26 protein-coding genes are annotated in these 21,459 nt (G+C 71.4%); 8 read left to right on the top strand and 18 right to left on the bottom strand.

From position 1 onward, the window contains the following. The first annotated feature begins 26 nt into the window (after window positions 1-26). From gltJ to AMOR_RS19780, 3 genes are all read left to right on the top strand, one after another. Window positions 27-1,838: an adventurous gliding motility protein GltJ gene (gltJ, locus tag AMOR_RS19770; protein WP_248353451.1), complete on the top strand. Its 1,812-nt coding sequence runs from the start codon at window positions 27-29 to the stop codon at window positions 1,836-1,838. Between the two features lie 184 nt (window positions 1,839-2,022). Next, window positions 2,023-3,135, top strand: a complete 1,113-nt coding sequence (locus AMOR_RS19775; RefSeq protein WP_248353452.1) for a TIGR04552 family protein — start codon at window positions 2,023-2,025, stop codon at window positions 3,133-3,135. Then, complete coding sequence (locus tag AMOR_RS19780) at window positions 3,132-3,314, top strand: hypothetical protein (RefSeq protein WP_248353453.1); 183 nt, start codon at window positions 3,132-3,134, stop codon at window positions 3,312-3,314. Before AMOR_RS19775 ends, AMOR_RS19780 begins: the two co-directional genes overlap by 4 nt. A gap of 71 nt (window positions 3,315-3,385) precedes the next feature. On the opposite strand, the gene AMOR_RS19785 is transcribed toward AMOR_RS19780, so the two are convergent. After that, window positions 3,386-3,772 (bottom strand): response regulator, encoded by a 387-nt coding sequence (locus tag AMOR_RS19785; protein ID WP_248353454.1) that lies wholly within the window; start codon window positions 3,770-3,772, stop codon window positions 3,386-3,388. A gap of 353 nt (window positions 3,773-4,125) precedes the next feature. Between AMOR_RS19785 and AMOR_RS19790 the strand changes: the two genes are divergently transcribed. Further along, window positions 4,126-4,626: a hypothetical protein gene (locus tag AMOR_RS19790; protein ID WP_248353455.1), complete on the top strand. Its 501-nt coding sequence runs from the start codon at window positions 4,126-4,128 to the stop codon at window positions 4,624-4,626. 12 nt (window positions 4,627-4,638) lie between these two features. Here AMOR_RS19790 and AMOR_RS19795 read toward each other — a convergent pair whose 3' ends face one another. From AMOR_RS19795 to AMOR_RS19860, 14 genes are all read right to left on the bottom strand, one after another. Then, on the bottom strand, window positions 4,639-6,192 hold the full coding sequence (locus AMOR_RS19795; protein WP_248353456.1) for a hypothetical protein: 1,554 nt from the start codon (window positions 6,190-6,192) through the stop codon (window positions 4,639-4,641). 2 nt (window positions 6,193-6,194) lie between these two features. Further along, window positions 6,195-8,213: a hypothetical protein gene (locus AMOR_RS19800; RefSeq protein ID WP_248353457.1), complete on the bottom strand. Its 2,019-nt coding sequence runs from the start codon at window positions 8,211-8,213 to the stop codon at window positions 6,195-6,197. A gap of 201 nt (window positions 8,214-8,414) precedes the next feature. Continuing rightward, on the bottom strand, window positions 8,415-8,669 hold the full coding sequence (locus AMOR_RS19805) for a hypothetical protein (RefSeq protein WP_248353459.1): 255 nt from the start codon (window positions 8,667-8,669) through the stop codon (window positions 8,415-8,417). 2 nt (window positions 8,670-8,671) lie between these two features. Then, window positions 8,672-8,893, bottom strand: a complete 222-nt coding sequence (locus AMOR_RS19810; RefSeq protein WP_248353461.1) for a hypothetical protein — start codon at window positions 8,891-8,893, stop codon at window positions 8,672-8,674. Window positions 8,894-8,896: 3 nt separating this feature from the next. Then, window positions 8,897-9,211 (bottom strand): hypothetical protein, encoded by a 315-nt coding sequence (locus tag AMOR_RS19815; protein ID WP_248353462.1) that lies wholly within the window; start codon window positions 9,209-9,211, stop codon window positions 8,897-8,899. Further along, entirely contained in the window at window positions 9,208-9,531 is a 324-nt protein-coding gene (locus AMOR_RS19820; RefSeq protein ID WP_248353463.1) for a hypothetical protein, read from the bottom strand. The genes AMOR_RS19815 and AMOR_RS19820 overlap by 4 nt, the downstream gene beginning before the upstream one ends. Next, window positions 9,528-10,196 (bottom strand): hypothetical protein, encoded by a 669-nt coding sequence (locus AMOR_RS19825; protein WP_248353464.1) that lies wholly within the window; start codon window positions 10,194-10,196, stop codon window positions 9,528-9,530. The genes AMOR_RS19820 and AMOR_RS19825 overlap by 4 nt, the downstream gene beginning before the upstream one ends. Beyond that, window positions 10,196-10,519 carry a hypothetical protein gene (locus AMOR_RS19830; RefSeq protein WP_248353465.1) on the bottom strand — a complete coding sequence of 108 codons (324 nt, stop codon included), beginning with the start codon at window positions 10,517-10,519 and terminating at the stop codon, window positions 10,196-10,198. The genes AMOR_RS19825 and AMOR_RS19830 overlap by 1 nt, the downstream gene beginning before the upstream one ends. A gap of 149 nt (window positions 10,520-10,668) precedes the next feature. Continuing rightward, window positions 10,669-11,250: a hypothetical protein gene (locus AMOR_RS19835; RefSeq protein WP_248353466.1), complete on the bottom strand. Its 582-nt coding sequence runs from the start codon at window positions 11,248-11,250 to the stop codon at window positions 10,669-10,671. Between the two features lie 438 nt (window positions 11,251-11,688). Next, complete coding sequence (locus AMOR_RS19840; protein WP_248353467.1) at window positions 11,689-12,357, bottom strand: hypothetical protein; 669 nt, start codon at window positions 12,355-12,357, stop codon at window positions 11,689-11,691. Window positions 12,358-12,558: 201 nt separating this feature from the next. After that, complete coding sequence (locus tag AMOR_RS19845; protein WP_248353468.1) at window positions 12,559-12,798, bottom strand: hypothetical protein; 240 nt, start codon at window positions 12,796-12,798, stop codon at window positions 12,559-12,561. 355 nt (window positions 12,799-13,153) lie between these two features. Beyond that, the gene (locus AMOR_RS19850) at window positions 13,154-14,371 is read right to left on the bottom strand and encodes a DnaB helicase C-terminal domain-containing protein (protein ID WP_248353470.1); all 1,218 of its coding nucleotides are present in this window, start codon (window positions 14,369-14,371) and stop codon (window positions 13,154-13,156) included. A 102-nt stretch (window positions 14,372-14,473) separates the two neighbouring features. Further along, window positions 14,474-15,253, bottom strand: coding sequence for a ParB N-terminal domain-containing protein (locus AMOR_RS19855; RefSeq protein WP_248353471.1), 780 nt, complete (start codon window positions 15,251-15,253; stop codon window positions 14,474-14,476). 3 nt (window positions 15,254-15,256) lie between these two features. Continuing rightward, window positions 15,257-15,493, bottom strand: a complete 237-nt coding sequence (locus tag AMOR_RS19860; protein WP_248353472.1) for a helix-turn-helix domain-containing protein — start codon at window positions 15,491-15,493, stop codon at window positions 15,257-15,259. An 89-nt stretch (window positions 15,494-15,582) separates the two neighbouring features. Here AMOR_RS19860 and AMOR_RS19865 point away from each other — a divergent pair, with 89 nt between their 5' ends. Genes AMOR_RS19865 through AMOR_RS19880 form a run of 4 tightly spaced genes read left to right on the top strand, consistent with a single transcriptional unit; the run spans window position 15,583 to window position 17,476 of the window. Continuing rightward, window positions 15,583-15,894: an excisionase family DNA-binding protein gene (locus tag AMOR_RS19865; protein ID WP_248353473.1), complete on the top strand. Its 312-nt coding sequence runs from the start codon at window positions 15,583-15,585 to the stop codon at window positions 15,892-15,894. A gap of 55 nt (window positions 15,895-15,949) precedes the next feature. Further along, on the top strand, window positions 15,950-16,135 hold the full coding sequence (locus AMOR_RS19870) for a ribbon-helix-helix domain-containing protein (protein WP_248353474.1): 186 nt from the start codon (window positions 15,950-15,952) through the stop codon (window positions 16,133-16,135). After that, complete coding sequence (locus tag AMOR_RS19875; protein ID WP_248353475.1) at window positions 16,132-16,335, top strand: hypothetical protein; 204 nt, start codon at window positions 16,132-16,134, stop codon at window positions 16,333-16,335. Before AMOR_RS19870 ends, AMOR_RS19875 begins: the two co-directional genes overlap by 4 nt. Next, window positions 16,319-17,476, top strand: coding sequence for a tyrosine-type recombinase/integrase (locus AMOR_RS19880; protein WP_248353476.1), 1,158 nt, complete (start codon window positions 16,319-16,321; stop codon window positions 17,474-17,476). Before AMOR_RS19875 ends, AMOR_RS19880 begins: the two co-directional genes overlap by 17 nt. A 26-nt stretch (window positions 17,477-17,502) precedes the next feature. On the opposite strand, the gene AMOR_RS19885 is transcribed toward AMOR_RS19880, so the two are convergent. The 3 genes from AMOR_RS19885 to ffh form a co-directional block, all read right to left on the bottom strand. Further along, window positions 17,503-18,426, bottom strand: coding sequence for a hypothetical protein (locus AMOR_RS19885; protein ID WP_248353477.1), 924 nt, complete (start codon window positions 18,424-18,426; stop codon window positions 17,503-17,505). Between the two features lie 105 nt (window positions 18,427-18,531). Then, window positions 18,532-19,725, bottom strand: a complete 1,194-nt coding sequence (gene amrB / locus AMOR_RS19890; RefSeq protein WP_248353478.1) for an AmmeMemoRadiSam system protein B — start codon at window positions 19,723-19,725, stop codon at window positions 18,532-18,534. A 30-nt stretch (window positions 19,726-19,755) separates the two neighbouring features. Then, a complete protein-coding gene (gene ffh / locus AMOR_RS19895; RefSeq protein ID WP_248353480.1) occupies window positions 19,756-21,408 on the bottom strand; it encodes a signal recognition particle protein in 1,653 nt (550 codons plus the stop codon). Window positions 21,409-21,459: the final 51 nt, after the last annotated feature.

The raw sequence follows: 21,459 nt of genomic DNA on the forward strand, positions 1-21,459 counted from the left end.
CCTAGGATCGAAGCGGGATCGAGGACATGAAATTCACCTGCGAGCGCTGTGACGCCCAGTACATGATCTCGGACGAGAAGGTCGGTCCGAACGGCGTCAAGGTCCGCTGCAAGAAGTGCAGCAACGTGATCCTGGTCCGGCGCGCCGTGGAGAACGGCGCCGTCGCGGCCGAGGCCCCCGCGCGGGCCGCGGAGGCGCCGGCGCCGGCGCCGGGCGGCACCGGCGAGCACGCGCTGGAGCGCGAGCTGGGTCACGCCTTCGATCAGGCGTTCGGCGACGCCCCCGCGCCGGCGGCCGCCCCGGCCCCCGATCTCGACGCGACGCAGGGCGTCTCGGCGGAGGAGGCGGCGCGCATCGCCGCGGCGTCGGCCGCGTCCGCATCGCCGCCCGCGACCGAGTGGTACGTCGCCATCGGGCAGGCGCAGGTCGGGCCGCTGCCGCTCGCCGAGGTGAGGCGCAAGTGGGAGGCGGGCGACGTCGGCCCCGACTCCCTCGTGTGGCGCCCCGGCATGGGCGACTGGGCGCCGCTGTCGTCGATGTCGGACCTCGCGACGTACCTCGCGCCGGTGCCACAGGCCTCGCGCACACCGTCGCGCGCCGAGCCGGCGCCGGTCGTCGCCCGGGCCGAGCACGCGCAGCCCGGGTCCGCCGCCGCGAGCGCCTCCGCGGCGCCCGCGCCGGAGGTCACGTGGAAGCCGGTCGCGGCGAGCGCGCTGGCCGCCCTCGCGAGCGAGGAGATCGCCGCGCGCGAGCGGCCCGAGCCGCGCGCGGAGGCCCAGCGGCCGGCGCCGAACGGCGTGAAGTCGCTCGTCGAGGAGCTGCCGGACGGTGGCGGCGTCGACCCGACCGGCGCGATCCCGCTCCCCATCAAGGCGCTCGAGCGGACGGACGAGCAGAAGATCGAGAAGCGGTCGTCGGTGGCCCGCGGCGCGGAGGAGCTCCGGCACAAGCGGAGCGCCGCGCGCGCGGTGCTGATCGGCGCCGCGGCGGTCGTGGTCGTCGTCGCGGCCGCGGCCGTCATCGTCGTCCGGTCCATGAACCAGAAGGCTGCGCCGGCGGTGGCCGCCGTCACCGCGCCCGTCGCCCCGGCGCCCGCGCCCGCGCCGCCCGCGGCGGCGCCGGAACCGGCGTCCGCCGCGCCGACCCCCTCCGCCGCGGCGCCCGCCGCCGTCGCCGCCGCGCCGGAGGCGCCGAGGTCGGCGCCCGCGCCGGAGGCGGTCCCCGCCAAGGCCGAGCCTCCGCCCGCGCCCGAGCCGGTGGCGAAGGCGCCCGAGCCGGGCCACGCGCCCGGCAAGATCGCGCACCACGAGCCGGTCGCCCCGAAGCACAAGGAGGCGCCGCTGCCGCGGAAGGAGAAGGAGCCCGTCCGCGTCGCCCAGGCGTCGCCTCCGCCCGCCGCGGCGCCGCCCCCGCCTGCGCCGAGGCCGGCGGCCAAGAAGGACTCGCTGCTCGACTTCGACGGCGGCGGCGGTGGCAGCGATCCCGCCCTGGACGAGGCGCTCGGCGGAGGCCGGAAGGTGTACGTCCCCGCCGCCCCGGGCGGCGGCACCGTGCCGCAGCGGCTCACCGACTCGCAGGTGAACGAGACCATCCTCGCGCGCGTCTCCGCGCTGCAGCAGTGCGTGCAGGAGCAGAAGGCGCGCGATCCGGGGGCGAGCGGCGTCCTCAAGATGCGGTGGACGATCGCGCCGGACGGCGGCGTGCAGGCGATCTCGTGCGCGACGCCCGAGTACGCCTCGAGCCCGATCGCCCAGTGTCTCACCGGGGTCCTCCGGGGGATGAAGTTCCCGAGGTCGGTGAGCGGGCGACCTGATGTCACCTTCCCGATAAAGTTCTGAGGGAGTCGACGACGTAGGTGCGCAGGGGTGGGGCCCGACCCGCTTTTGCTGGCGGGGCGAGGGCGCCAGCCCTCGCTTCCATGGCTCCGCCCGCGCTCCCGGTTCGCTTGACCGGGACCGCGGGCGCTGCCATGTTCAGCGCCGCCGGCCGACAGCCGGCGCCCTCCACCACAGAGGCCCCTCTTTGGCGTTCGAGCTGAAGCGCGCCCCCGGCCCTTCCGCCCCTTTCCGCTCGCTCGAGCAGATGGGCGTGGCGGAGCTGGAGGAGCTCAGGCTGCTGCTCCGCGGCGGCTCGGTCATCGACTGGCGGCGCCTCGAATTCACCGCGGCGGCGGAGGTCGACGCGTTCCTGCGGCTCAACCTGTTCGACCTCGACGACTCGCGCGACGATCGGCGGCTCCGCGCCATCCTCGGCCAGGCGGTGGACTACCTCCGGAACGCCTTCGGTTACCGGGTCGCCGCGCCGGTGGCGGCGCCGGAGGACGTGCGCGACGTGTTCCTGCTCGCGTCCGGCGCGCTGGAGCCGAAGAAGTACCGGCGGATCGCGTGCGTGGTCCTGAAGGTGATGCACGTCATCCACCACCTCGAGGCCCGCGAGCTGCTGTTCCGGACCCCGATCCGCGAGGCGGACCTCGCGGATCGCGTGCACCGGCGGATCATGGCCGAGGCCGAGCGGATGAAGGCCTCGGGCATGCCCATCGTCGAGTTCGCGGGCAGCGTGAAGGGCCGGTCGTCGCTCGTGACGAAGCTGCTCGCGAAGAAGGAGTCCGTCGCCGCCCAGGTGTTCGATCGCGTGCGGTACCGGATCGTCACCGAGACGACCGACCAGATCGCGCCGATCGTCCACCACCTCGCCCGGCACCTGTTCCCGTTCAACTACGCGGTGCCCGGGCAGACGCAGAACAGCCTGGTCCGCTTCGCGGACCTGATCCTCGGGCACCCGCAGGGCTCCGCGGTCGCGGCGCAGCTCCAGCTCCCGCCCGACCTCGAGGGGCGGGACCCCGCCGCGCCCCGCAACGAGTTCAGCGGGAAGGACTACCGCGTGCTCAACTTCGTCGTCGACCTGCCGGTCCGGATCGACGACCTCATGTCGCCGCTCGATCCGATGGCGGACGAGCTCGGGCGGATCGTCTTCTCGCTGGTCGAGTTCCAGGTGGTCGATCGCGCCACGGCCCGCATCAACGAGGAGGGCGACTCCTCGCACGAGCGGTACAAGCGGCGCCAGCTGAAGCGCGTGCTGCGGCGCCTGTCCCGCGGCCTGGTGGTCCCGAAGAAGAGGAAGCGAGGTGGATCGTGAGAGAGCCGACGAAGGAGAGCCCGATCGACCGCGGCGAGGTCCTCGTCCCGGGCGTGTGCCAGGTCTGCGGCGCCGAGGGGCCCACCATCGAGATCCCGGGCGCGGACGCGCCGAACGCGTTCTGCCCGGCCTGCGCCATCGAGTACGGCGAGGGCGCGGCGGAAGACGACGAGGCGTAGGCGGGGCAGGCCGCTCGCGGCCCGGCACGCGCGGCGTGCGGACCGAGCGATCGTCGACCCGGCGCGGACGCTCACCGCTCGCGCGCGAGCTCGCGGACGCGCGACACGAGGTCGCCGCGCGAGAACGGCTTGAACAGGACGGGCGCGGGGGAGAGCGCGTCGCGCACGGCGGGCGGCGAGAGGCCCGTGATGAACAGGACCGGCACCGGGTGACGCGGGTGCTCCCGCCGGAACGCGCGGGCGAGGCCGAGGCCACCCGAGTCCGGGAGGATCACGTCGAGCACGACCACGTCCGGCTCGTGCGCGCGCGCGAGCTCGAGCGCGTCGGCCCCGGAGGCCGCGGGGAGCACGTCGAACCCGGCGTGTGCCAGCGCCCGGGTCATCGCTTCCCGGTTCGCGTCGTCGTCGTCGACGAGGAGCACCGTGACGCAGGGCTGCGGTTCGGCGGTCGCGGACATGTGCCCACGCTGGACGGCCCGCGTCGCTGCGAGATGTCGCGACTGCGTCGGGATGTTACGGGGGGACGAGCGGGCCGAACGAGACGCGTGCTGGCCCGGGCGGGCCGCGTCGCGTCCCAATCCAGGCGGGCCGCGCCTCGCGATCAGAACAGCTGGTACTTGTTGGAGTGATTACGCCTGACTACCGCCAGTAGCCGGGCGTAGTCATTCCGAGCGCTTCCGCGTCGCCCCGTGGGCACGCCTGACCGGCCGAGATGGGCGCTTCAGCGGGGCGAACGGGCCACGAATGGTCCACGGGCGGTGAGGGGACGGGGGCGTGCCTCGGGGACGCGACGTGTGCACCGTCCAGGGGCATGCCGACGCCCGTGCCCGAGATCCCCGCCTACTACGACACCGCCGAGGCCAGGAAGAAACTATTGAAACACCTCGCGAGCAGGCAGCCGCTAAGCCGGGGGCGTCAACCCTTCGGGCCGCAAGCCCCGCCGCCGAGGACCGAAGACGATGCCGAGCGGCCCTTCCGGCTCTTCTTCTACGCCATCCAGCGCGACCTCGACGCCGCCGATGGACTGGTACGGGTCGAGTTGAAGAGGGGCGGTCCGGACGGTCCGGACGAAACCCTCCTCGTCTTCAGCACCGATCTGGTGGCCTTCCCCGTCGTCGCGTACACCGACGAACGGCATGTTCGCGTGGATACCGAGCCATCAAGGGTCGCTCGCGCAGACGCGCTCGCCCTTCACCTGAATCGGACGCGGAGGGTGGAAGAAACAGTAGATCCCGGCAAAGTTCCGGATCGGCCGCCGGCGACGGTGCTGATCGAGGCCGTCCAGAAGGAGTGGGTGAAGGGGACGCCGTGAAGGGCCGTTCTCTCAGTGAATCAGCATCGGGTCGACGTCGAGGTTCGCCTCCGCCTCGCGACGGGCCTCGATCTCGGCGATCTCCGCGTCCCAGAGGCGCTGCTCTTCCTCCCGGAACCACTCGGGCGTGCCGACCGGCGGCGACGGCACCGGCGCCTTCGCGAGGAAGTTGTACGCGTAACGCCAGAGGTACAGGCCGCAATCGGCGAGCGCGTTCTCCAGTGGCGGGTGGAACTCCTTCCGCTGCCCGGGCGTCCGGTGCTTCGGGTGCCACGTCAAGTGCTCGTACTCGTCGGCGAGCCCCAGTGTGTCCGCCTTCCGGCCGGAGTTGAGGACACCATCGGTGCAGCCCTCCAGCTGCACGAGGATGTCGCCGGAGATGAACGAGTCGTTCATGATCTCGATGTGGAACTCCTTGCCCTGCTTGTCCGCCGCGAGGAACCCGACGTTGTGCCGGCGCCGCATCTCCTCCACGGCCTGCCGGTTCGAGCCGTCCACGAGGTAGTGCTCGACGTCCACGCCGAAGATCCGGCGCGCCTCGTCCGCGAGCAGGTACACGCGCGCGACGACGCCTGAGATGTCCAAGCCCCACTCCTTCCAGCTGCGCACGAAGTAGAGGTGCCGGTCCCAGTCGTGCCACGCGCCCAAGAGCAGCCCGGTCGCGTCGCGGTACCCCAGGTCGCAAGAGATGGCGGCATGCCATTGGCCGCCGGCGAACGTGGGCAGGTCCGTGAACGCGTTCCGTGAGCGGTCGAAGCGATAGACGCGTTCCCCATCGTCGATCACCCAGCGGCCCTCGCGCATCTGCTTCCACGACTTCGTCGCGGTGATGCGCGGATTGTCGCGCTTCAGCCGCTCGCACTGCTCACCCCACTGCTTCGCGACGTAGGGGTTCTTGTCGGTCGTCCAGACGAAGCCCGACCATCCCGGCTCGCGCATCTCGGGCGGGGAGAGGTAGCTCGCGTCCGATCCGTGAGTCACTTCGTGGAAAAATCCGCCGTACAAGTTGCCCGGCGTGGACGTCAAGATGATCTGGCCCTGGAGGTCGACGACGGCCGGGGCGAGCGTGCCTTCCACCAGCTCGCGCAGGTCCGTCGTGAAGGAAGCCGCCTCGTCGACGCAGACGACGCGGTACTTGCCCCCGAGCAATTTGTCCTTCTCCTGCTCGTCGGCGTCGGCGCCCAGGATCACGATCTCGGCGCCGTTCGGCATCCGCATCGTGAGGCTGCTCTCGTTGAAGTCCGCCCCGATGTCGTACTGGCGATCGATGGCCTTCAGCACATCCTTCCAGAACTGGCGGCGCGCCGCCTCGCGCGTGAGCGAGATGAACAGGTAGGTCGCGTTCGGATAGTCGAACGAATCGTCGACCATCTGGAGCCCTACACTGAACGTCTTTGCAGCCCGTCTCGTGGTGAGCGCCCACTTGAGCGGCGACTTGTCTTCGATGAAGGCACGCTGCTCGGGGAACGCGCCGGCGAGGACGTCCGGCCGTTTCGCGCACTTCCCGCCACGGATGGCCGCGGCGTCCTCCAGTATCGAGCGGATGTCGGAGCGCGGCTTCCTCAACCCTATGCCTTCTCCTCTCCGCGCGCCTGCGCGGCCTGCTGATCGGTGAGTGAACGCTTCGCGAGCGTGACCTTCCCGGCGCCGCTCCTGCTGGGCTTCGTCGGCGCCGGGGTCATCGAGGGCACCGCGGTGCCCTGGCTGTAGACGGACTGATTCGCGAGCAACGACCCCAGGTCGAGGTCGTTGCCGAGGTCCGCGCCGAGCAGCTGCGTGATCGCGAGGCGCCGCCCGTACGGAACCTTCTCGACGCCGCCGTGCTCCACGAGCCGCGTGAAGACCGCCTCGCGCATCTTCGCGTAGAGCGCGGGGTAGACGGTCTGGACGCTCTCGACCGCCTCCGGCGTGAGCACGCCCGCGGCGGCCTCGCCGAGGACGCCGGTCGGCCGGTCGACGGCGTTCCAGTGCCGGTTGAAGGTCCCGATCTCCGCGGCGGAGGGCTCCCACTTCGGCGACGGCGGGGTCGGGATCTTGGACGCGAGGAAGGCGACGGCGCGCGACGCCGTGAGTGCCAGGGACTGCCCGACGTTCGGTGCGTGCCGGTGCGTGTCTGCGATCAGCGCCTCGAGATGCGGGAGCGCGACGGTCGGCGCGTTCGCGAGCGTCTGGATGGCCTCGACGCGCCGGCGGAACGTCGCGGGGGAGTAGTCGCCGGAGAGCGACGCGGCGCGATCGGAACCGGAGACGACCGCCGCGGCGCCATCGTTGATCTCGTTCGCGACCTTCACGTTTCCCCGCTCGAGCTGCGCGAGCACCGCGACTCGGTCGGGATCGTCGGCGATCGCGACCCCGGTCATGTCCGGCGCGCCTGCCTGTCGCGACGAGGCGATCTCCGAGGCGCTACGATCCACAAGGCTCTCGACTGCGCTCCTGTCCGCAGCGCTGAGCCCCGCGGCGGCGAGGCCCTTCGCTCCGGCCGCTGCGGCAGTCCCGACGACCTCGGGCACACCTTCCGCAGCGAGGCGCCCGAGCGCCTGCCCCAGCTTCGGGATCGCGTACTTCGCGGCGATGCCGACCATCGGTCCCGCGACCGCGCCGAGCCCCGCCGCGCCGGCGAGGTGTCCGAGGGCGTGGCGCGCTGCGCCTCCTACGAGGTCGTCGCCAGCCTCGCGGACGGCAGAGAGCGCACCGCCCGCGAGACCCGCGACCGCACCCGTGCCGGCGCCCCCGAGGACGTCCTCCAGCGCACCCGGTGCCTCGTCGAGGGCGTCGTGCAGCTTCGCCGCGAGCCCCGCGGCCTTCGGGATGAGCGCCTTCGCGGTGCCCACGACCGCAGACCCGAGCGCGCCGACCCCGAGACCGAGCGCTGCCGCAGCGCCCATCTGAGAGAGCGCCGCCTCGGCTGTCAGGTTGGGATCGCCGAGCGCCTTCTCCGACACGAGATGGCCGGCATCGTAGGCCATCGCCTCGACGGCCGAACCGGCGCCGCGGGCCAGCATGCCCGCGACGAGGCCGCTCCCGAGCGAGCCCCGCAGACCGCTCGTGATGCCCTCTCCCGCGCGCGCCGCGAGAGCCGGTCCGGTCATGCCGGCAAGGGTCCGAACGACGCCAGGCGCGGCCTCCGCGGCGGCCCCTGCGGCTTCTGCCGGAGCGCTCGCTCCCATGGTGGCGATCAGAGGGGCAATGGTGCCCGCCGCGGCGCCCGCCGCGCTGCTGATCGGGTTCTCCTGCCCGTAGCCGCGGATGTCCTCGGGGCTCATCGCGCCGAGCCCCGTCAGCGCCACGTCGGAGAGCCCGAAGGACGCGGCGCGGGCGGCGCCGAGGCCCGCGGCCTTCAGCTCGCCGCCGATCCCACCGTACTTCTCGTGGAGCGCCTGCGTCTGGTTCCAGTCCTCGACCTGCTGCGGCGACGCGGGCACGTACCCGAAGCGACCCGCGGTGGCCGCCTCGAGCGGCGAGAGCGGGAGCAACGCGCCGGACGGATCGACGAACAACATCGCGTCGCCCGGGATGTTCCGCGGACGCTGCGGCGCCGGAGGCGGATCCGGCGGGGCGAAGTCGGGCGGATCGAAGGCGTCGGCCATGGCTAGTCCTCGAACCGTTCGCAGTCGCAGAACGCGTGAACACACGTACCGCACGCGAATTCGACCATGTGCTCCCGGAGTGAATGCCCGCAGGCGCACACACGCGATGGAGGGGCGCGGTAGAGCCCGCTCCGCTCAGCCGACGTGGCGCGCTCCCAGCCGTCGACCGCGGGTAGCCCGTGACTCGTCGGGCGGGTCAACTCACTTCTTCCCCCGGCGGACGTCGGCGATGGACCGCGCCTGACGAGCGCGCGCCTCGGCTTCGGAAAGTCGTGCGACTCCGCCCATGCCGGCCGGGTTCCGGGCCGCCGCGGGCGGAAGACGAGTGCCCTCGCGTTTTCCGGCGCCGCCGAAGCTGTTGCGCATGTTCGCGCGCCGTGTCTCCTCGGCCTCGCGGCCGGCTTGGCGACAATGAGCCGCCATATCGGTTGTCCCGGGCTTCACGTTCTTTGCCATGACTACTCCTCCTTATCGGTGGGTGAAGAGTCGTCCACGTCGAGCGCGTCGAGCATCGTCTTGAAGCTCTCCGCGACGGCCTTCGCGTTCTGTGAACGGATCGCAGCGACGAACTCCCGGGCCGCGGCCGTCCTGAGATCGCCGTCGTCGGGGTGCGTCTCGTCGCTCGGGCCGGTGATCCCATGGGACTGCAACAGCTTCTCCAGCAGTTCATCGCGAGGCATGTTTCACTCCTTGTGTGTAGGCCGCATCTCATCGAGCGCTGCCCTCGCCAGCGGCAGCGAAAGGTAGGGGCCTTCATCGCGCCCCGTCGCACCCCGATCAGACCCCGCGAACGCCTCGCGGACGGACGCGATCGCATCGAGCATCGCCTTCGCCCTCGCCATCGGGTCGGTGGGCGCGTCGTCGCCCAATTGGATCGCGCGGATGACGTCGCGCGGGAGCGCGGGGGGCTCGGGGTCGCCGGCCTCGGCCCGCACGCCCGAGTGGTAGCAAAGGGCGTCGCGGACGGTCGCGGCGATGTCGCGTCGGGCGAACTTCATGACTTGCTCCAGTTCCGCGCGCGTCCGATCTCGAGCGGCGCGGTCGGCCCGGGAGGCGGCGGCGGAACGCCCTCGGCGTGGCAGGTGGGGCACGGCGGCACCGGCGGATCGGCGTAGAACCGGCTGCCGATGGGCCGCCGGCAGTGCATGCAGTGACTATGCTGCCCCGGCTGGTGGTTCGAGTCGCACACCGCGCACCGGCCCCGGAGTGGATGCGGCTCGGGAGCATCGACCCGCGGCGCGTGCGCCGCGCGCTCCTCCTCGAGCGCCTTGCGCGTGGCCTCCAGCTCGGCGAGCGCAGCTTCAAGTTCCGTCGTCACTTGAGCCTCCCGAGCGCGCGGTCGATCGCCTCACGCGCACGAGCCATCCTCTCCGTATCGTCGAGACGGCGCGTCTCCGTGGTGCCCGGCGGCACCTCCCGGCGCTCCAGCCGCGGGGGCGGCGGCGGGGCGAGTGCGGCCTTCAGCTTCTTCGTCTTGGCGGCGAAGACTAGGTTCGTGAGCGCGGCCTCCTCGATCTTGTCGGCGATCTCGGCGGGGTCGATGAGCTGGCCGTACTTGGCCCAGACGTCGTGGTGGTACTGGATGACGCGATCGACGAGGCCCAGCGAGTTCACGAGTTCCCACCGATCGCGATCGGCCGCGATGGTTTCGCGCACGTCCTGGCGGAAGTCGGCGGTCTGGTGCGCGACCTGCTGCTCCTCGGTCATGAAGCGCTTCTGCCAGCGCTCGACCTCGCGCTCGCGGCGCTCGAGGTCCCGTGCTCGCTTCGCCTCGTCGATCCGCTCGCGCGCAGTACGAGCGGCCCCGGGAGTGGAGGCCGAGTCGGCGCCGCTATCCGACGACGCCGAGCCCTCCGGCTCCCGGGGCCCCACCGCACTGCCGGGTGGACCGAGCACCCGGCGCGCGAATTCGACACCGCCAGTGCCGGGCGATTCAGTCGCCTCCGGAGCGACGGGCGGAGCGGTTGGAGTGTTGTCGTCCATCACTGCTCTCCCGCAATGCTCAGTCCGTCGAAGACCACGGTGACGGGCTCGACGCCAGTGGTGTTCGCGCGCAGCGATACGAAGCCGCCCGAGGTGATCGCGACCTGCGCGACTCCATTCAGCCCGCTGGAGGCGTCGAGGCTCGCCGTCTGCAAGGGGCGCCCGCCCGCGCCGATCTGGAAGGCGGTCGTGCCGACCGGCCCGACCAACTGCCCGCGAAACCTCACGATCGTGGCGAGCGCGGCAGTCGGGGTGTCGAACGAATACTGCACGTTCCCGTAGAAGCCGGTCGCGAGCGTCGGTGTCGTCCAAGTGAGGGCCATGTGAACCTCCAGTTAACCAAGGGTCTGCGTCGCGTCGAACGCGGGGGGAACCGTCTCCACGGGCTCCGGGACCGGCTGCGGCTCGGGCTCGGGCGGCGCGGCGGCTGGGGAGTCGTTCTCGATCTCACGGTCCGTCATCGATGGTCTCCTTACGCGGGCGGGTTGACGCGCATTCGAACGGGCTCGGCCTCGACGACTGTGCCGTCCGTGAATCGGACGCTCGCGCCGATGCGGTAGATGAGCGCGGGCGGGCTGCGGGGCGCGATGAACGAGACCGAGAACGACCAGCGCCAGGTCTCGCCGGGTTCGATCTGCGGGGGCGGCACGCCGCGCTCGGAGAACACGGCCGCCGGCGTGATCGCGGGCGACGAGTGCGGGCTCGGCGGGCAGGGAACCTCGACCTCGGCGATGATGCGCGCGACGACCTCGCCCCAGGTGCGCACCTCGGCGACCGCGACGTTGAGATCGCCGTCGTTCTGGGCGATGACGCTGCCGGTGATCTGGCTCGAGAGCGAGGCGCGCTCGGGAACCCCGGAGAGCGTCACGCGCACGGGCGGCGGCTCGGGCTCGACGGCGGCTTCGATGGCGGCGACCTCTGCCTCGATCTCCAAGAGCCGCGCCTCGCGGGATGCGCGCCCTGGGTTCTCCGGCGCGACGACATCGCGCCCGCGGATCCCCTCGCGCTCGTCAGCGAGCCGGTCGAGGGCGGCCTGGACCTCGGGACGGGTCACGGCGTCGACCTCCGCGAGGCAGGGCTTTTAGGATTCACTGCGTCGCTGACGAGCGCCGCGGCTCGGGCCGCGAGGAGGTGGTGCAGGCGCTCCGCGATGGTGCTCACGGGCTCGGCGTGGCGTGCCAGGTACAGGGCCAACGAGTCGCGCGTGATCCCGAGGCGGCGTCGACCTACGCGGAACCCGTGCTCGCGGACGATCTGGCGCGCGACTTTCGGACCGCAGCCGAGCAATTGGCGGACCTGCGGGATGGACAGGACGACAGGTTCGACAGATGGGGAGGGTAGCGGTTCGGCCACGACACGACCTCGGACCTGCTGGACGGCTGGCGGCCGGGTCGGGCTAGCTTGGGCGAACTGCGGCTACGAGAAGATGCCTAACGGAATGTGGAGGGCCGTGCAATGTGCGCGCGACGCTCACCGCGGCTGCATGGAAGCCTCACCCGTCTGTAGGCGTCGAGGGTCCGCCGCTGAGACGGGCCGCTTCCAGAGCCCGCTTGCGAGCGCCCTCGGGGATGATCGGCTCCGGATCGGCGTAATCGTCGAGTACGGGCCATGTGTCCGTCACTCCCGCGCGTTTCGAAGCCTCTTCGATCGTGGGGTACGCGAAGTGTCGCTCGTCGCTCGGGAGCTGCGCGAAACGGGGGCGACTCGCCAGCATCACCTTGAGGAGATCCTCGACGTGGTACGTGTGCGCGAGGAAGTCTGCGAAGTCGTCGTCCATCACCGTCGAGCGTCGAGCCACGCAGGCCAGCCGCATCCCGGCAGAGAAGAACGCTGGTCCAACAAGGTACCGGTCTTCCATCAGCACGCGCATCATCTCGCTCGCGCGCTTGGAGAGACGGGTCTTCGCCCGCTCGGTCAAGGCTGTCGCGTTCACGTCCGACATCGTCGATCGGATGTCGTGGACGATGCTCAGGACGCGATTGAACGCCGCGACTGCCATCTTCGCGTGCTCGGTGAAGACGGCCTGATTCCGACGGTGCTGCTCCAGTCTCCTCTGGAACCAGAAGCCAACGAGCAGGACGGCGAGGCCGAGGACGACCTTGTCGGCGACGATGAGGGCGAGCTTCTGCCAGAAGTCGAACCACGGATTCGCAGGTGGCATGACGCCGACTGTACGACACAGGTCTGATCTCGGGACGTCACGTTGCGACAGCGCGCCGCGCGGCGCTCGAAGAGCACCAACCCCAATGCGACCCTCCAGTATCCGGGGTACTGCGCCGTGTGCGCCGTCCCGGCGCTGGCGTTCTAGGGCCGTTGCGGCGGCGGATCGGACGTCGTGGACCGGGCGTGGCCCATCGAGCGCTCAGGGCCGGCTCGAGGCCGCCTGCGCGCGCGACTCCGCGAGGACGCGCTCGGCGCGACGGAGCTGCTCCTCCTCGGCGGCGCTCTCGATGAGCTTCGCGAGCAGCTTCGCGTAGTCGAGGAGCAGCTTCGCCCGTCGCGCCTTCGGGATCGACTCGTCGGTCTCGACCTCGCGCATCTTCGCGCGCACGAACCCGGAGAGATTCTTGGCGGTCTTCAGGCGACGGGCGCGCTTCTTCACGCCAGTCGTAGGTTTCGCTGCATCTGGGGCCACGCTGACGGGTTTTGGCAAGGTCCTTTTACGATAGCGCAGGGTGTGGTTACGAATCCAATCGGCCGCCTCCATGGTCGACCAAAGGCACGCGCCTCTATCCTCGCCCCAATTGAGCCGCCATCTGCCAAATTACCTCCCCTACGGGGAATTCTGGCAATTTGGCGACTCGATCGGGTACCAGGGGACGGGAGCCCTCTTCTGCGGTCGGGCTCCATCCCGTCCCCGGGCGCCTGCCAAAATAGCCTCCGTATTCTGGCGACCCTGAAAACGCTGCGGCTCAGCGCGAAGAGCCCGCTCTTGCCAGAATGCCAGATTACGCTCGTCATTGTGGCGAGGGCAGCCTCCAGGCCCGTTCGCCCTCGTGAATGACGTCCTCGACCCCGAGGGCCTGCCGGGCGCGCTTGAACGTGTTCCCGGTGGCGTCGATGCCGGCCGCCTCCGCCCGAGCGCGAACGGCCTTGACGGTGGCGGGGCCGTCCGCGAGCGCCTCGCGGAGGAGCGCCTCCATCGCCTCGCGGGTCGCCGGCTTCCGACCGGGCTTGCCCTTGCGCGCGGCGCGCGGGACGGGGTCCTCCTCGGCGAGGCCGTAGTAGGGGAAGACCGGCCGGTAGCTCGCCACGTCGCCGCGGGGGTCCTCGTCGCAGTCGCGCGCGAGCTGGACGACGAGGTGCGAGACCGCTTCCATGTCCTCGTCCGCCCGGGGACGGTCCAGGGTGAGGGCGAGGTCGGCGGAGTATTCGATCGAGCCGCTCTCCTTGAAGGTGTCCTCGCCCGGCGCGTACCCCTCGCGCCCACGTCGTATCTCGGAGACGACGAGGATCGTCGCCTCGAACCTGTACCGGATCTCCTCGAACAGGCGGAGCCAGTTGTCGATCTCGATGCGCCGCTCCTTCGGCTCGCGGAGCAACTTCTGGAGCGAGTCGACCACGACGAGGAGCTTCCGGGCACCGGCGACCTGTCGGGCCTGGGTGAGGCGGGCCTTGAGGTCGGACGGGCCGCACTCCAGCCAGTACCGTGGTCCGAGCGTCTCCCGGACCCATTCCTTCGCCGCGACCCACCGCTCGTACTCTGCGCGCGATGTGAAGACGCCGGCCCGGTGGTCCCGGAGCGCGGCGACGACCTGCTTCGGCCCGAGCTTCGCGCGGCGGCAAAGGATCCGCCGGAGGTGACGGCGCCGGCCGTTCTCCAAGTCGAGGTAATAGGTGAACCCGCCCGCCGCGACGTGGCGCTCGGCGATGAGCTGCGCCCAGGTGGACTTACCCGCCTTCGGCCCGGCCCCGATGACGTTCAGTGACGGGACCTCGAGCCCGCCGCCGAGCACGGCGTCGAGGCGGGGCCAGCCGGTCGCGATTCGAGGGACGGGGGCCTCGAGCGACGTTTCCTCGTCGTGTAGAGCCCACCCGAGGCCGAGCACCGCGCCGGTCTGCTCAGCCTTGCGCCGCTCCTTGTCGCGGCGCCACACCTCGGCCAAGTAGGCGCAGAAGGCCGCGTGGTCCTCGGCCGGCGTCCTCTTCCTCTCGCCGTCGGGGTCATCCTGCAATTCAGAGGGTGGTTGCGTAGTGATCAATTCATAGGCCTCTCGCCCTTCCGGTGACGGTCTCCCGAGCCCCGGCGTCGCCCTCCCTCTGGCGCCGGGGTTATTTCATTCGGCCGCCGCGGTGTCCGGCGGCGCCGGCGTCAGCAGCCGGGCCAACTCCGCGCAATCGGTCGATGGAATGCGCTCCCGGAGGAAGGCCGCGAATGTCTTCGGGGAGCGGCGGGCCGGCTTCGGGATCTGCGCCGGGAAGAGGTCGCGGCTCCCGCTGCGACGGAGATTCCGGCGGCCATTGACCACCCGCTCGAATTTCTCCGGCTCCTCGCGCTTCAGCTTCATCACCCGCTCGACGGTGCGCGGAGATACGTGAGCCTCCTGCGCGATCTGTTTGGCTACGGGACTGTCCCGGTGCCGCTTCAGTGGTCCGTCATGTGGCGGGCGACTGTTTTCCGGGCGCTCCTTCGCGGCGTTGTCGTTGCCCTTCGCCTTCTCCGCCCGCGCCCGGTTCGCGCGCTCCTCGGCCTCCTCCTGTGCGCGTTGCAGCTCGCCGGACGCCTCATTGACCTTGATCCGGATGGCGGCCTTCTGCGCCGGGCTGTAGTCGAGGCGCGAGCAGTTCAGGTCCCAGGCGTATTGATACGGATCGATGCTCTCGTCGAGGGAGCGGCGCGGGACGTCCTTGGGCGCGATGCCAGCGAGATACGACGCGCGCGCTCGGTTCCGACCATCGAGGAGCTTCCCGCCATGGAAGACGAGAGGCACCCTGACGCCGTACTCCCGGATGCTGTCCGCGAGCGCGCGCAGCTCGTCGCTTTCCATCTCCGGGAACAGCCCAGCGGCCGGGTGCACCTCGAAGCCGTTGTATCTGTCGACTTCACCCGTCGTCATCGGCTACTCCTCCTCGCCGCGTGAGTGAAGCTCCTCCTCCGAGACCTGAAAGGCAGCCGCGAGGCGCCGGACCGTACGCGGGGTCATGAGGCCCCACCGCTCCGCCGCGGCGATCGTTCCGATCGACAAGCCGCTCTCCACTGCTAGCTTGAACTGCGCCCAGCCCCGAGCCTCCCGGAGCCGGCGAACCGGCGTCATCTGCTCGCCGTCCTCGTCGATGATTCGGTGTGTGGTGATCATGTTGACGGTGTCCGCAACCCCGGCGCCGCGGTCAAGGTGTTCCCGGGTGTCGATTGACGTCCGTGTGTCGGATTGCGCACACAGGAGCAATGGCTCCCGACCTCGCCGCCGCGCTCGGGCTGGACGACGCCGTGCGGAAGGCGCTCGTCCCGTTCGTCGCAGAACTCCGCGCGGTGCGCGAAGCGGTGGACCGGCTCATCGAGGCGCAGCCGCCACTACTCGTGGGCGTGCAGGAGGCGGCCCGGCGGCTCGGCGTGTCCGTCTCTACGGTGAGGCGAGGGGTGAAGGACGGCTCGCTCCCCTACCGCCGGATCGGCCGGTCGGTGCGCATTGATCTCGCCCGCTGCCGCGGCCTCGATGGCGCCGCGGTCCGACGGCTCGGCCGATCGCCTATCGCCTAGGCGCATGAAGGACCGTCCATTGCTGAATGGCGGTCAACGTCCGACATTGGCCGCCGTGGAGAAGAAGGACCGCCGCCTCAGCATCCGGCTCCCGGCCGCAGTTCTGGACGCGCTGACTCGCGCGGCCGATGCCGACCGCCGCACGGTCGGGAATCTCGCCGTGAAGATCCTCGCGGACTGGCTCGCTCGGGAGGGGTGGCTGGCGACGGATGATGTCGTGCCGAGGAGGAGAAGGCCATGACGACAGCGAAGCAGCAGTACGCGTACGAAGTGCACGCGACGAAGCGGACGCCCGCGGTGGAGCGGCTCGTCAGCCACATGATCGCGGGCCTCGCCCGAGCGCGCGGCGAGGCGGAGTCCTGGGCGCCCGGCGGCGGTGGCGTCCACGTCTTGAAGAGGCTCGCGGGGAGGAGGGCGGCGGACCATGGCTCGTCATCGTAAGGCGCGCGCCTGGGGCCAGGGCGAGGTCTTCGAGCTGAAGGCGTCGTTCGGCGTGCGCTACCGCGTGAACGGACGGCGCCAGCGTAAGGCCGGGTTCGCGACGCCCGAGGAGGCGAAGCGCTGGCTCGCGATGACCCTCGGCGAGGCCGCGCGCGCGGGGACGGGGCTCGCGCCGGACCCGCGGAAGGTGCCGACGCTCGGGGAGGTCGTGGACGACTTTCTCGCGCAGCGGAAGAAGACGCACCGGGCGGGCGAGGAGGACGCGGGGCGGTGGAGGCTGCACCTCGCCCCGTACTTCGATCACCTGAGGCCATCCGAGGTGGACACCGCCGCGATCCGTCGGTTCGTCCTGGTGAAGCGCGCGGAGGGCCTGAGCGGCGGCACGATCCGCATCTACACCGCGCTCCTGTCGAGTCTGTTCGAGGAGCTGATCGAGCAGGGGAAGGCGACGGTGAACCCGATTCGCGGGCTGCCGCGCTCGCTCCGCCGCCTCGTGCGGCCGGAGTACGATCCGAAGTCGACACCGTTCATCGAGCGGAAGGAGGACCTCCGCCGGATCTTCCTCGCGCTCCCCGAGCCCTGGAACGTCGCCTTCGCGCTCTCTGCGTTCGCGGGGCTCCGGCCCGGCGAGGCGCTCGCGCTTCGGTGGGCGAGCGTCGACCTCCCGGCGCGGCGCATTCACGTTCGGGAAAGCATTCTCGGCCCGCTCAAGGACAAGGAGACGAGGTTCGTGCCGATCCTCGATCCGCTCCTTCCTGTGCTGCGCGCATGGCGGCTGCGCACCGGCGGCGAGGGGAAGGTGATCGAGGGCGTCGCCCCCCGGTCACGGCACGCCGCCCTTCGCAGGGTGCTCGTGAAGCTCGGGCTCGCCCGCGAGAGTCTCGGCTGGTACGAGGCCGGGCGCCACTCCTTCGCGAGCCAGTGGGCGATCGCGGGTGGATCGATCCAGAAGCTCCAGACGATCCTCGGGCACTTCTCCGTGCGCGAGACCGAGCGGTACGCGCACCTCCGGCCGGATCTCTTCCCCGAGAGCGACCTCGCGACGATCTCCCTCGACCTCCGGGCCGGTGGGGACGAGCCGGTCGAGATCGGTCCACAAACGGTCCACGGCCAGGAGTTGGGCGTCGCGAACCCGCTGTGACTCAGTAGGAAGAACGCAATGACTGCCTAGAACAGCTGGTACTGGACGCCCGCGACGACGGTCGGCCCGACGCTCTGCTCCCCGACGAGCCGCGTCCAGACCGGCAGCTGCGCCCGCACGGAGAGCCACGCGCCGCCGGCCGCGTTCCAGTACAGCCCCGGTGACGCGGAGAGCACGGTACCGCCGGTGTTCAGGACGGGGCCTGCCTCGTCCCGGTCCTGCGCCGCCCAGCGCCCGTCGACGCCGAGGTCGAGCGCGAGCCGCTTCACCGGCCGGTACTGCCCGTGCGCGCTCCAGAGGACCGCGCCGCCGTACCGGTACCCGTGCCCGTTCACGGTATGTACGCGCCCGGTCACGCTCGCCGAGCCGTACCAGTCCCCCTGATCGACGCGGTAATGGAGCCCGGCGAACGGCCCGAAGCTGCCGGTCCCGGGCTGCCCGTGCTCGTCGATCCGCTCGCCGCCGGCGCGGAGATCGTTCGGGCCGGTGGGGAGGGACGTGCCGATGGACAGCGCCACGCCCTGGAGGCGACGCGCGGCGAAGTTCGGGACGTCGAGCAGGGCGATCCGCGCGGCAAGCTCCACGTCGCCGAGCCCCGTCACGTCCGACGTCGTGAGCCCTTCGGTCGTCATCGTCTTCCGCGTGAGCGGGACCGTCCCGACGAGCGTGACGCCCGGCACCGGGTTCGCGGCCGCCTGGAGCTTCAGGGTGTACTGGTGGAGGGTGTCGGTGGCGCCCGGGGTCGTCTCGCTCCCGGAGGTGACGTCGAGGCTCTCGCCGTCGAGCGCGACCCGCAGCCGGCTCGTCATCGCCGCGGGGTCGGCCGCGTCGAGGAGCGGGTCCCCGCACCCGCAGACCGAGCAGGCGCGCGCCGCGGGCGCACGGGCGAGCAGCACGGCGGCGGTCACGGGGAGGGCAGCGCGGGCGAGTGAGCGGACGATCGAAGCCATGCTCCTCACGAGTAATCCCCGCGGTCCTGGACGGCACCCCTCGCGCGAAAGACCCCTCGTCCCGTGAAGCCGGGACGCGCCCCGACGGGTCGGACCGGGCGCGCTTCACCCGGCGGCGGCCGCGTAGCTCACGCTGTCCGTGCCGTCGGTCCACTGCCCGTAGTGGAGGAGCCGGGCCCGCGCGCCGCTCGCCTTCAGGGCGGCGTAGATCGGCGCGATCCCGCAGAGGCGCCGCCGCGCGTCGTCGACGATCGCGTCGCGGTGGAACCCGTCCGCGTCGCCCGACGCGACGAACGCCATCGTGCGCCGGTCCTGCGCCGCGAGGGCGGCGAGCTCGGCCGGAGTCGGCGCGCGAGCGTCGCCGTACATCGGGCCGACGTGGGCGAGGTCCGCGCCCGCGACGTAGCAGACCCTCCGGCCGCGCACCGCGCGGGCGAGGGCCGCGAGAAACGGCGCCGTCGCGGCGGCGGGATCGCGGAGGTGCGAGACGGAGGAGCAGAGCACCGGGACGGCGGTGAAGGGCCGGCGGACCACGTGCGCCAGCATCACGAGCTGCAGCTCCACGGAGTGCTCGTTGCGGTGATGCAGCTCGTCGGACAGGACCGCTTCCTCCCCGAGCGTCGCGACGAGCGCGTCCACCACGGCGCGGTCGGTCCGGACCGGCCCGAGCGGCGTGCCGTAGTCGACCCGCGTGAGCGTGAAGAGGCTCGGCGGCGACGCGTGGGCCGTGCCGAAGACGACGAAGAGGTCGGCGTCGGTGGCGGCGAGGGCGCGGTACGCGTGCGCGTAGCCGGCGGCGCCGCGGGGGTAGTCGATGTGAGGGGCGACGAGCAGCGTGATCGGCGCCGCGCCGGCCGCCGGCGCGGCACCGTCCGCGTGTCCGAGCCACCGGTCGAGCGCGGCCCGGAGCGCGGCGGGATCCTCCGGGTAGACGCCGCCGGCGCAGGTCGGCGGGCGCGCCGCGGCACCGCGGTACGCGGCGAGCGCGCGGGCGAGGTGGGCGTCGAGCACGGGCCCCTCGACGAAGCCCGCGCTGGCGAGGGCCGCGGCGAGATCCGCGAGCTGGGCGACGTCGACGGGGAGCCCCTCGCCCCGGGCGCGGCCGGCGATCTCGTCGAGCGTGCGCCGGCCATCGAGGTGCGCGGCGAGCCACCACGCCGCAGGCGAGAGCGCGACGGCGCCGGGGACGGCGCCGCTGGGATCGTGGATGGCGATCGCCTCGGAGCCGTCCTCGAGCGTCACCGGACGCGGCTCGACGTGGGCGAGGCGGGGGCGGGCGGGGAGGATCGGGCGCGTCACGACCCGAAGCGTAACGCGGGGACGCCCGTCCTACCTCTTCTTGCTCTTCCGCGCCTTCTTCTTCGCCTGCCGCTCCTGCTTCCGCTTCTTGCGGCGCGCCTCGCGCTCCTTCGCGCTCTCGACCGAGATCGGCTCGGGGGCGTAGCCCATCAGGCGGGCGCGCGCCATCGCGCCGGCGGACATCGGCGGCGTGTAGCCCTTCGGCAGGCCCGCCATCTGGGCGGCCATGCGGGGATCGACGAGGCCGCCCTGCAGGGCGCGCTCGACGGCGCCGGCGTCCTCGCCGAGGACGTCCTCCATCCCCTTGCCCTGCATCTTCCGCAGCTGCATGAGCTGCTTCACGCCGGGGAGGCGCGCGAGGAGGCCGGGGGCGGAGCCGATCTGCTTCATCACCCCGCGCATGGCGTTGTACTGCTTGAGGAGGTCGCGGACCTCCTTCTCGCCGCGGCCGGAGCCCTTCGCGATGCGCTTGATGCGGGCGTCGGTGATCGAGTCCGGGCGGAGCCGCTCGCCCTCCGTCATCGAGTCGACCATCGCGACGATCTTCGTCAGCGCCTGGTCGTCGAACTGGAAGTTCTCCGGGAGGTCCCCGAACAGCGGGAACTTCTCCATCAGCTCGCCGAGCGGACCCATCTTCCGGACGAGCCGGATCTGGTTCACGAAGTCCCCGAGCGTGAACTCGCCCGAGAGGATCTTCTGCGCGTCGGCCTCGGCGGTCTCCTCGTCGACGTGCTCCTGGAAGTCCTGGACCAGGCCGACGATGTCGCCGAATCCGAGGATGCGGGAGGCGAGGCCCTCGGGCCGGAACTCCTCGAGGCGATCGAGCGACTCGCCCATGCCGAGGAACTTGATGGGCTTGCCGGTGACCTCCTTGATGGAGAGCGCGGCGCCACCGCGCGCGTCGCCGTCGAGCTTCGTGAGGATGAAGCCGTCGATCGCGAGCCGGCGGTCGAACTCGGCCGCGGTCTTCACCGCGTCCTGGCCGATCATCGCGTCCGCGACGAGGAGGATGTTCTCGGGGTGGACCTGGGCCTTGATCTGCTCCAGCTCCACCATCAGCTCATCGTCGATGGCGAGGCGGCCGGCGGTGTCGTAGATGACGACGTTCGCCTTGTCGCGCTGCGCCGCCTCGAAGGCGTGGCGGCACATGTCCGGCGGCGAGACGCCCGGCTCGTGGAACACCGGGACGCCGAGCTTCTCCCCGAGCACCTTCAGCTGATCGACGGCGGCCGGGCGGTAGACGTCCGCCGCGACGAGGATGGGCTTCTTTCCGTCCTTGAGGAGCTTGTTGGCGAGCTTGCCGGCGGTCGTCGTCTTGCCCGAGCCCTGGAGGCCGACCATCATCACGCCGCTCGGGCGACCCTTGTCCGCGAACCGGAGCGAGGTGTCGACCGGGCCCATGAGGGCCTCGAGCTCGTCGTGGCAGATCTTGATGAAGTGGTCCTGCGGAGTGACCTTCAGCAGGCCCTTCTCCGTCTTCACCTTCGTCTCGACCACCTCGCCGATCGCCTTCTCGCGGACGCGAGCGACGAAGCGCTTCACGACGTCGAAGGAGACGTCGGCCTCGAGGAGCGAGACCCGGATGTCGCGGAGCGCGTCGTCGACCACCTCGGGGGTGATCTCGGTGCGCCCCTTCAGCTTGTTGCGGGCTGCCTTGAACCCTTTGGATACGGTCTCGAGCACGTCGGAAAGGTCCTTTTCCGCCCTCGGCGGGCGTGGAGCCGCGCTTATAAC

The sequence above is a fragment of the Anaeromyxobacter oryzae genome (genome assembly GCF_023169945.1).
GTDB classification, from domain to species: domain Bacteria; phylum Myxococcota; class Myxococcia; order Myxococcales; family Anaeromyxobacteraceae; genus Anaeromyxobacter; species Anaeromyxobacter oryzae.

What these genes read in the sequence shown, in the direction of transcription:
- AMOR_RS19830 (WP_248353465.1), bottom strand. Translation starts at nt 10,519, where the DNA reads ATGGCCCTCACTTGGACGACACCGACGCTCGCGACCGGCTTCTACGGG.
- AMOR_RS19860 (WP_248353472.1), bottom strand. Translation starts at nt 15,493, where the DNA reads ATGATCACCACACACCGAATCATCGACGAGGACGGCGAGCAGATGACG.
- AMOR_RS19800 (WP_248353457.1), bottom strand. Translation starts at nt 8,213, where the DNA reads ATGGCCGACGCCTTCGATCCGCCCGACTTCGCCCCGCCGGATCCGCCT.
- AMOR_RS19790 (WP_248353455.1), top strand. Translation starts at nt 4,126, where the DNA reads ATGCCGACGCCCGTGCCCGAGATCCCCGCCTACTACGACACCGCCGAG.
- AMOR_RS19810 (WP_248353461.1), bottom strand. Translation starts at nt 8,893, where the DNA reads ATGCCTCGCGATGAACTGCTGGAGAAGCTGTTGCAGTCCCATGGGATC.
- AMOR_RS19875 (WP_248353475.1), top strand. Translation starts at nt 16,132, where the DNA reads ATGACGACAGCGAAGCAGCAGTACGCGTACGAAGTGCACGCGACGAAG.
- AMOR_RS19880 (WP_248353476.1), top strand. Translation starts at nt 16,319, where the DNA reads ATGGCTCGTCATCGTAAGGCGCGCGCCTGGGGCCAGGGCGAGGTCTTC.
- AMOR_RS19825 (WP_248353464.1), bottom strand. Translation starts at nt 10,196, where the DNA reads ATGGACGACAACACTCCAACCGCTCCGCCCGTCGCTCCGGAGGCGACT.
- AMOR_RS19785 (WP_248353454.1), bottom strand. Translation starts at nt 3,772, where the DNA reads ATGTCCGCGACCGCCGAACCGCAGCCCTGCGTCACGGTGCTCCTCGTC.
- AMOR_RS19855 (WP_248353471.1), bottom strand. Translation starts at nt 15,253, where the DNA reads ATGACGACGGGTGAAGTCGACAGATACAACGGCTTCGAGGTGCACCCG.
- AMOR_RS19805 (WP_248353459.1), bottom strand. Translation starts at nt 8,669, where the DNA reads ATGGCAAAGAACGTGAAGCCCGGGACAACCGATATGGCGGCTCATTGT.
- AMOR_RS19865 (WP_248353473.1), top strand. Translation starts at nt 15,583, where the DNA reads ATGGCTCCCGACCTCGCCGCCGCGCTCGGGCTGGACGACGCCGTGCGG.
- AMOR_RS19815 (WP_248353462.1), bottom strand. Translation starts at nt 9,211, where the DNA reads ATGAAGTTCGCCCGACGCGACATCGCCGCGACCGTCCGCGACGCCCTT.
- AMOR_RS19885 (WP_248353477.1), bottom strand. Translation starts at nt 18,426, where the DNA reads ATGGCTTCGATCGTCCGCTCACTCGCCCGCGCTGCCCTCCCCGTGACC.
- AMOR_RS19840 (WP_248353467.1), bottom strand. Translation starts at nt 12,357, where the DNA reads ATGCCACCTGCGAATCCGTGGTTCGACTTCTGGCAGAAGCTCGCCCTC.
- gltJ (WP_248353451.1), top strand. Translation starts at nt 27, where the DNA reads ATGAAATTCACCTGCGAGCGCTGTGACGCCCAGTACATGATCTCGGAC.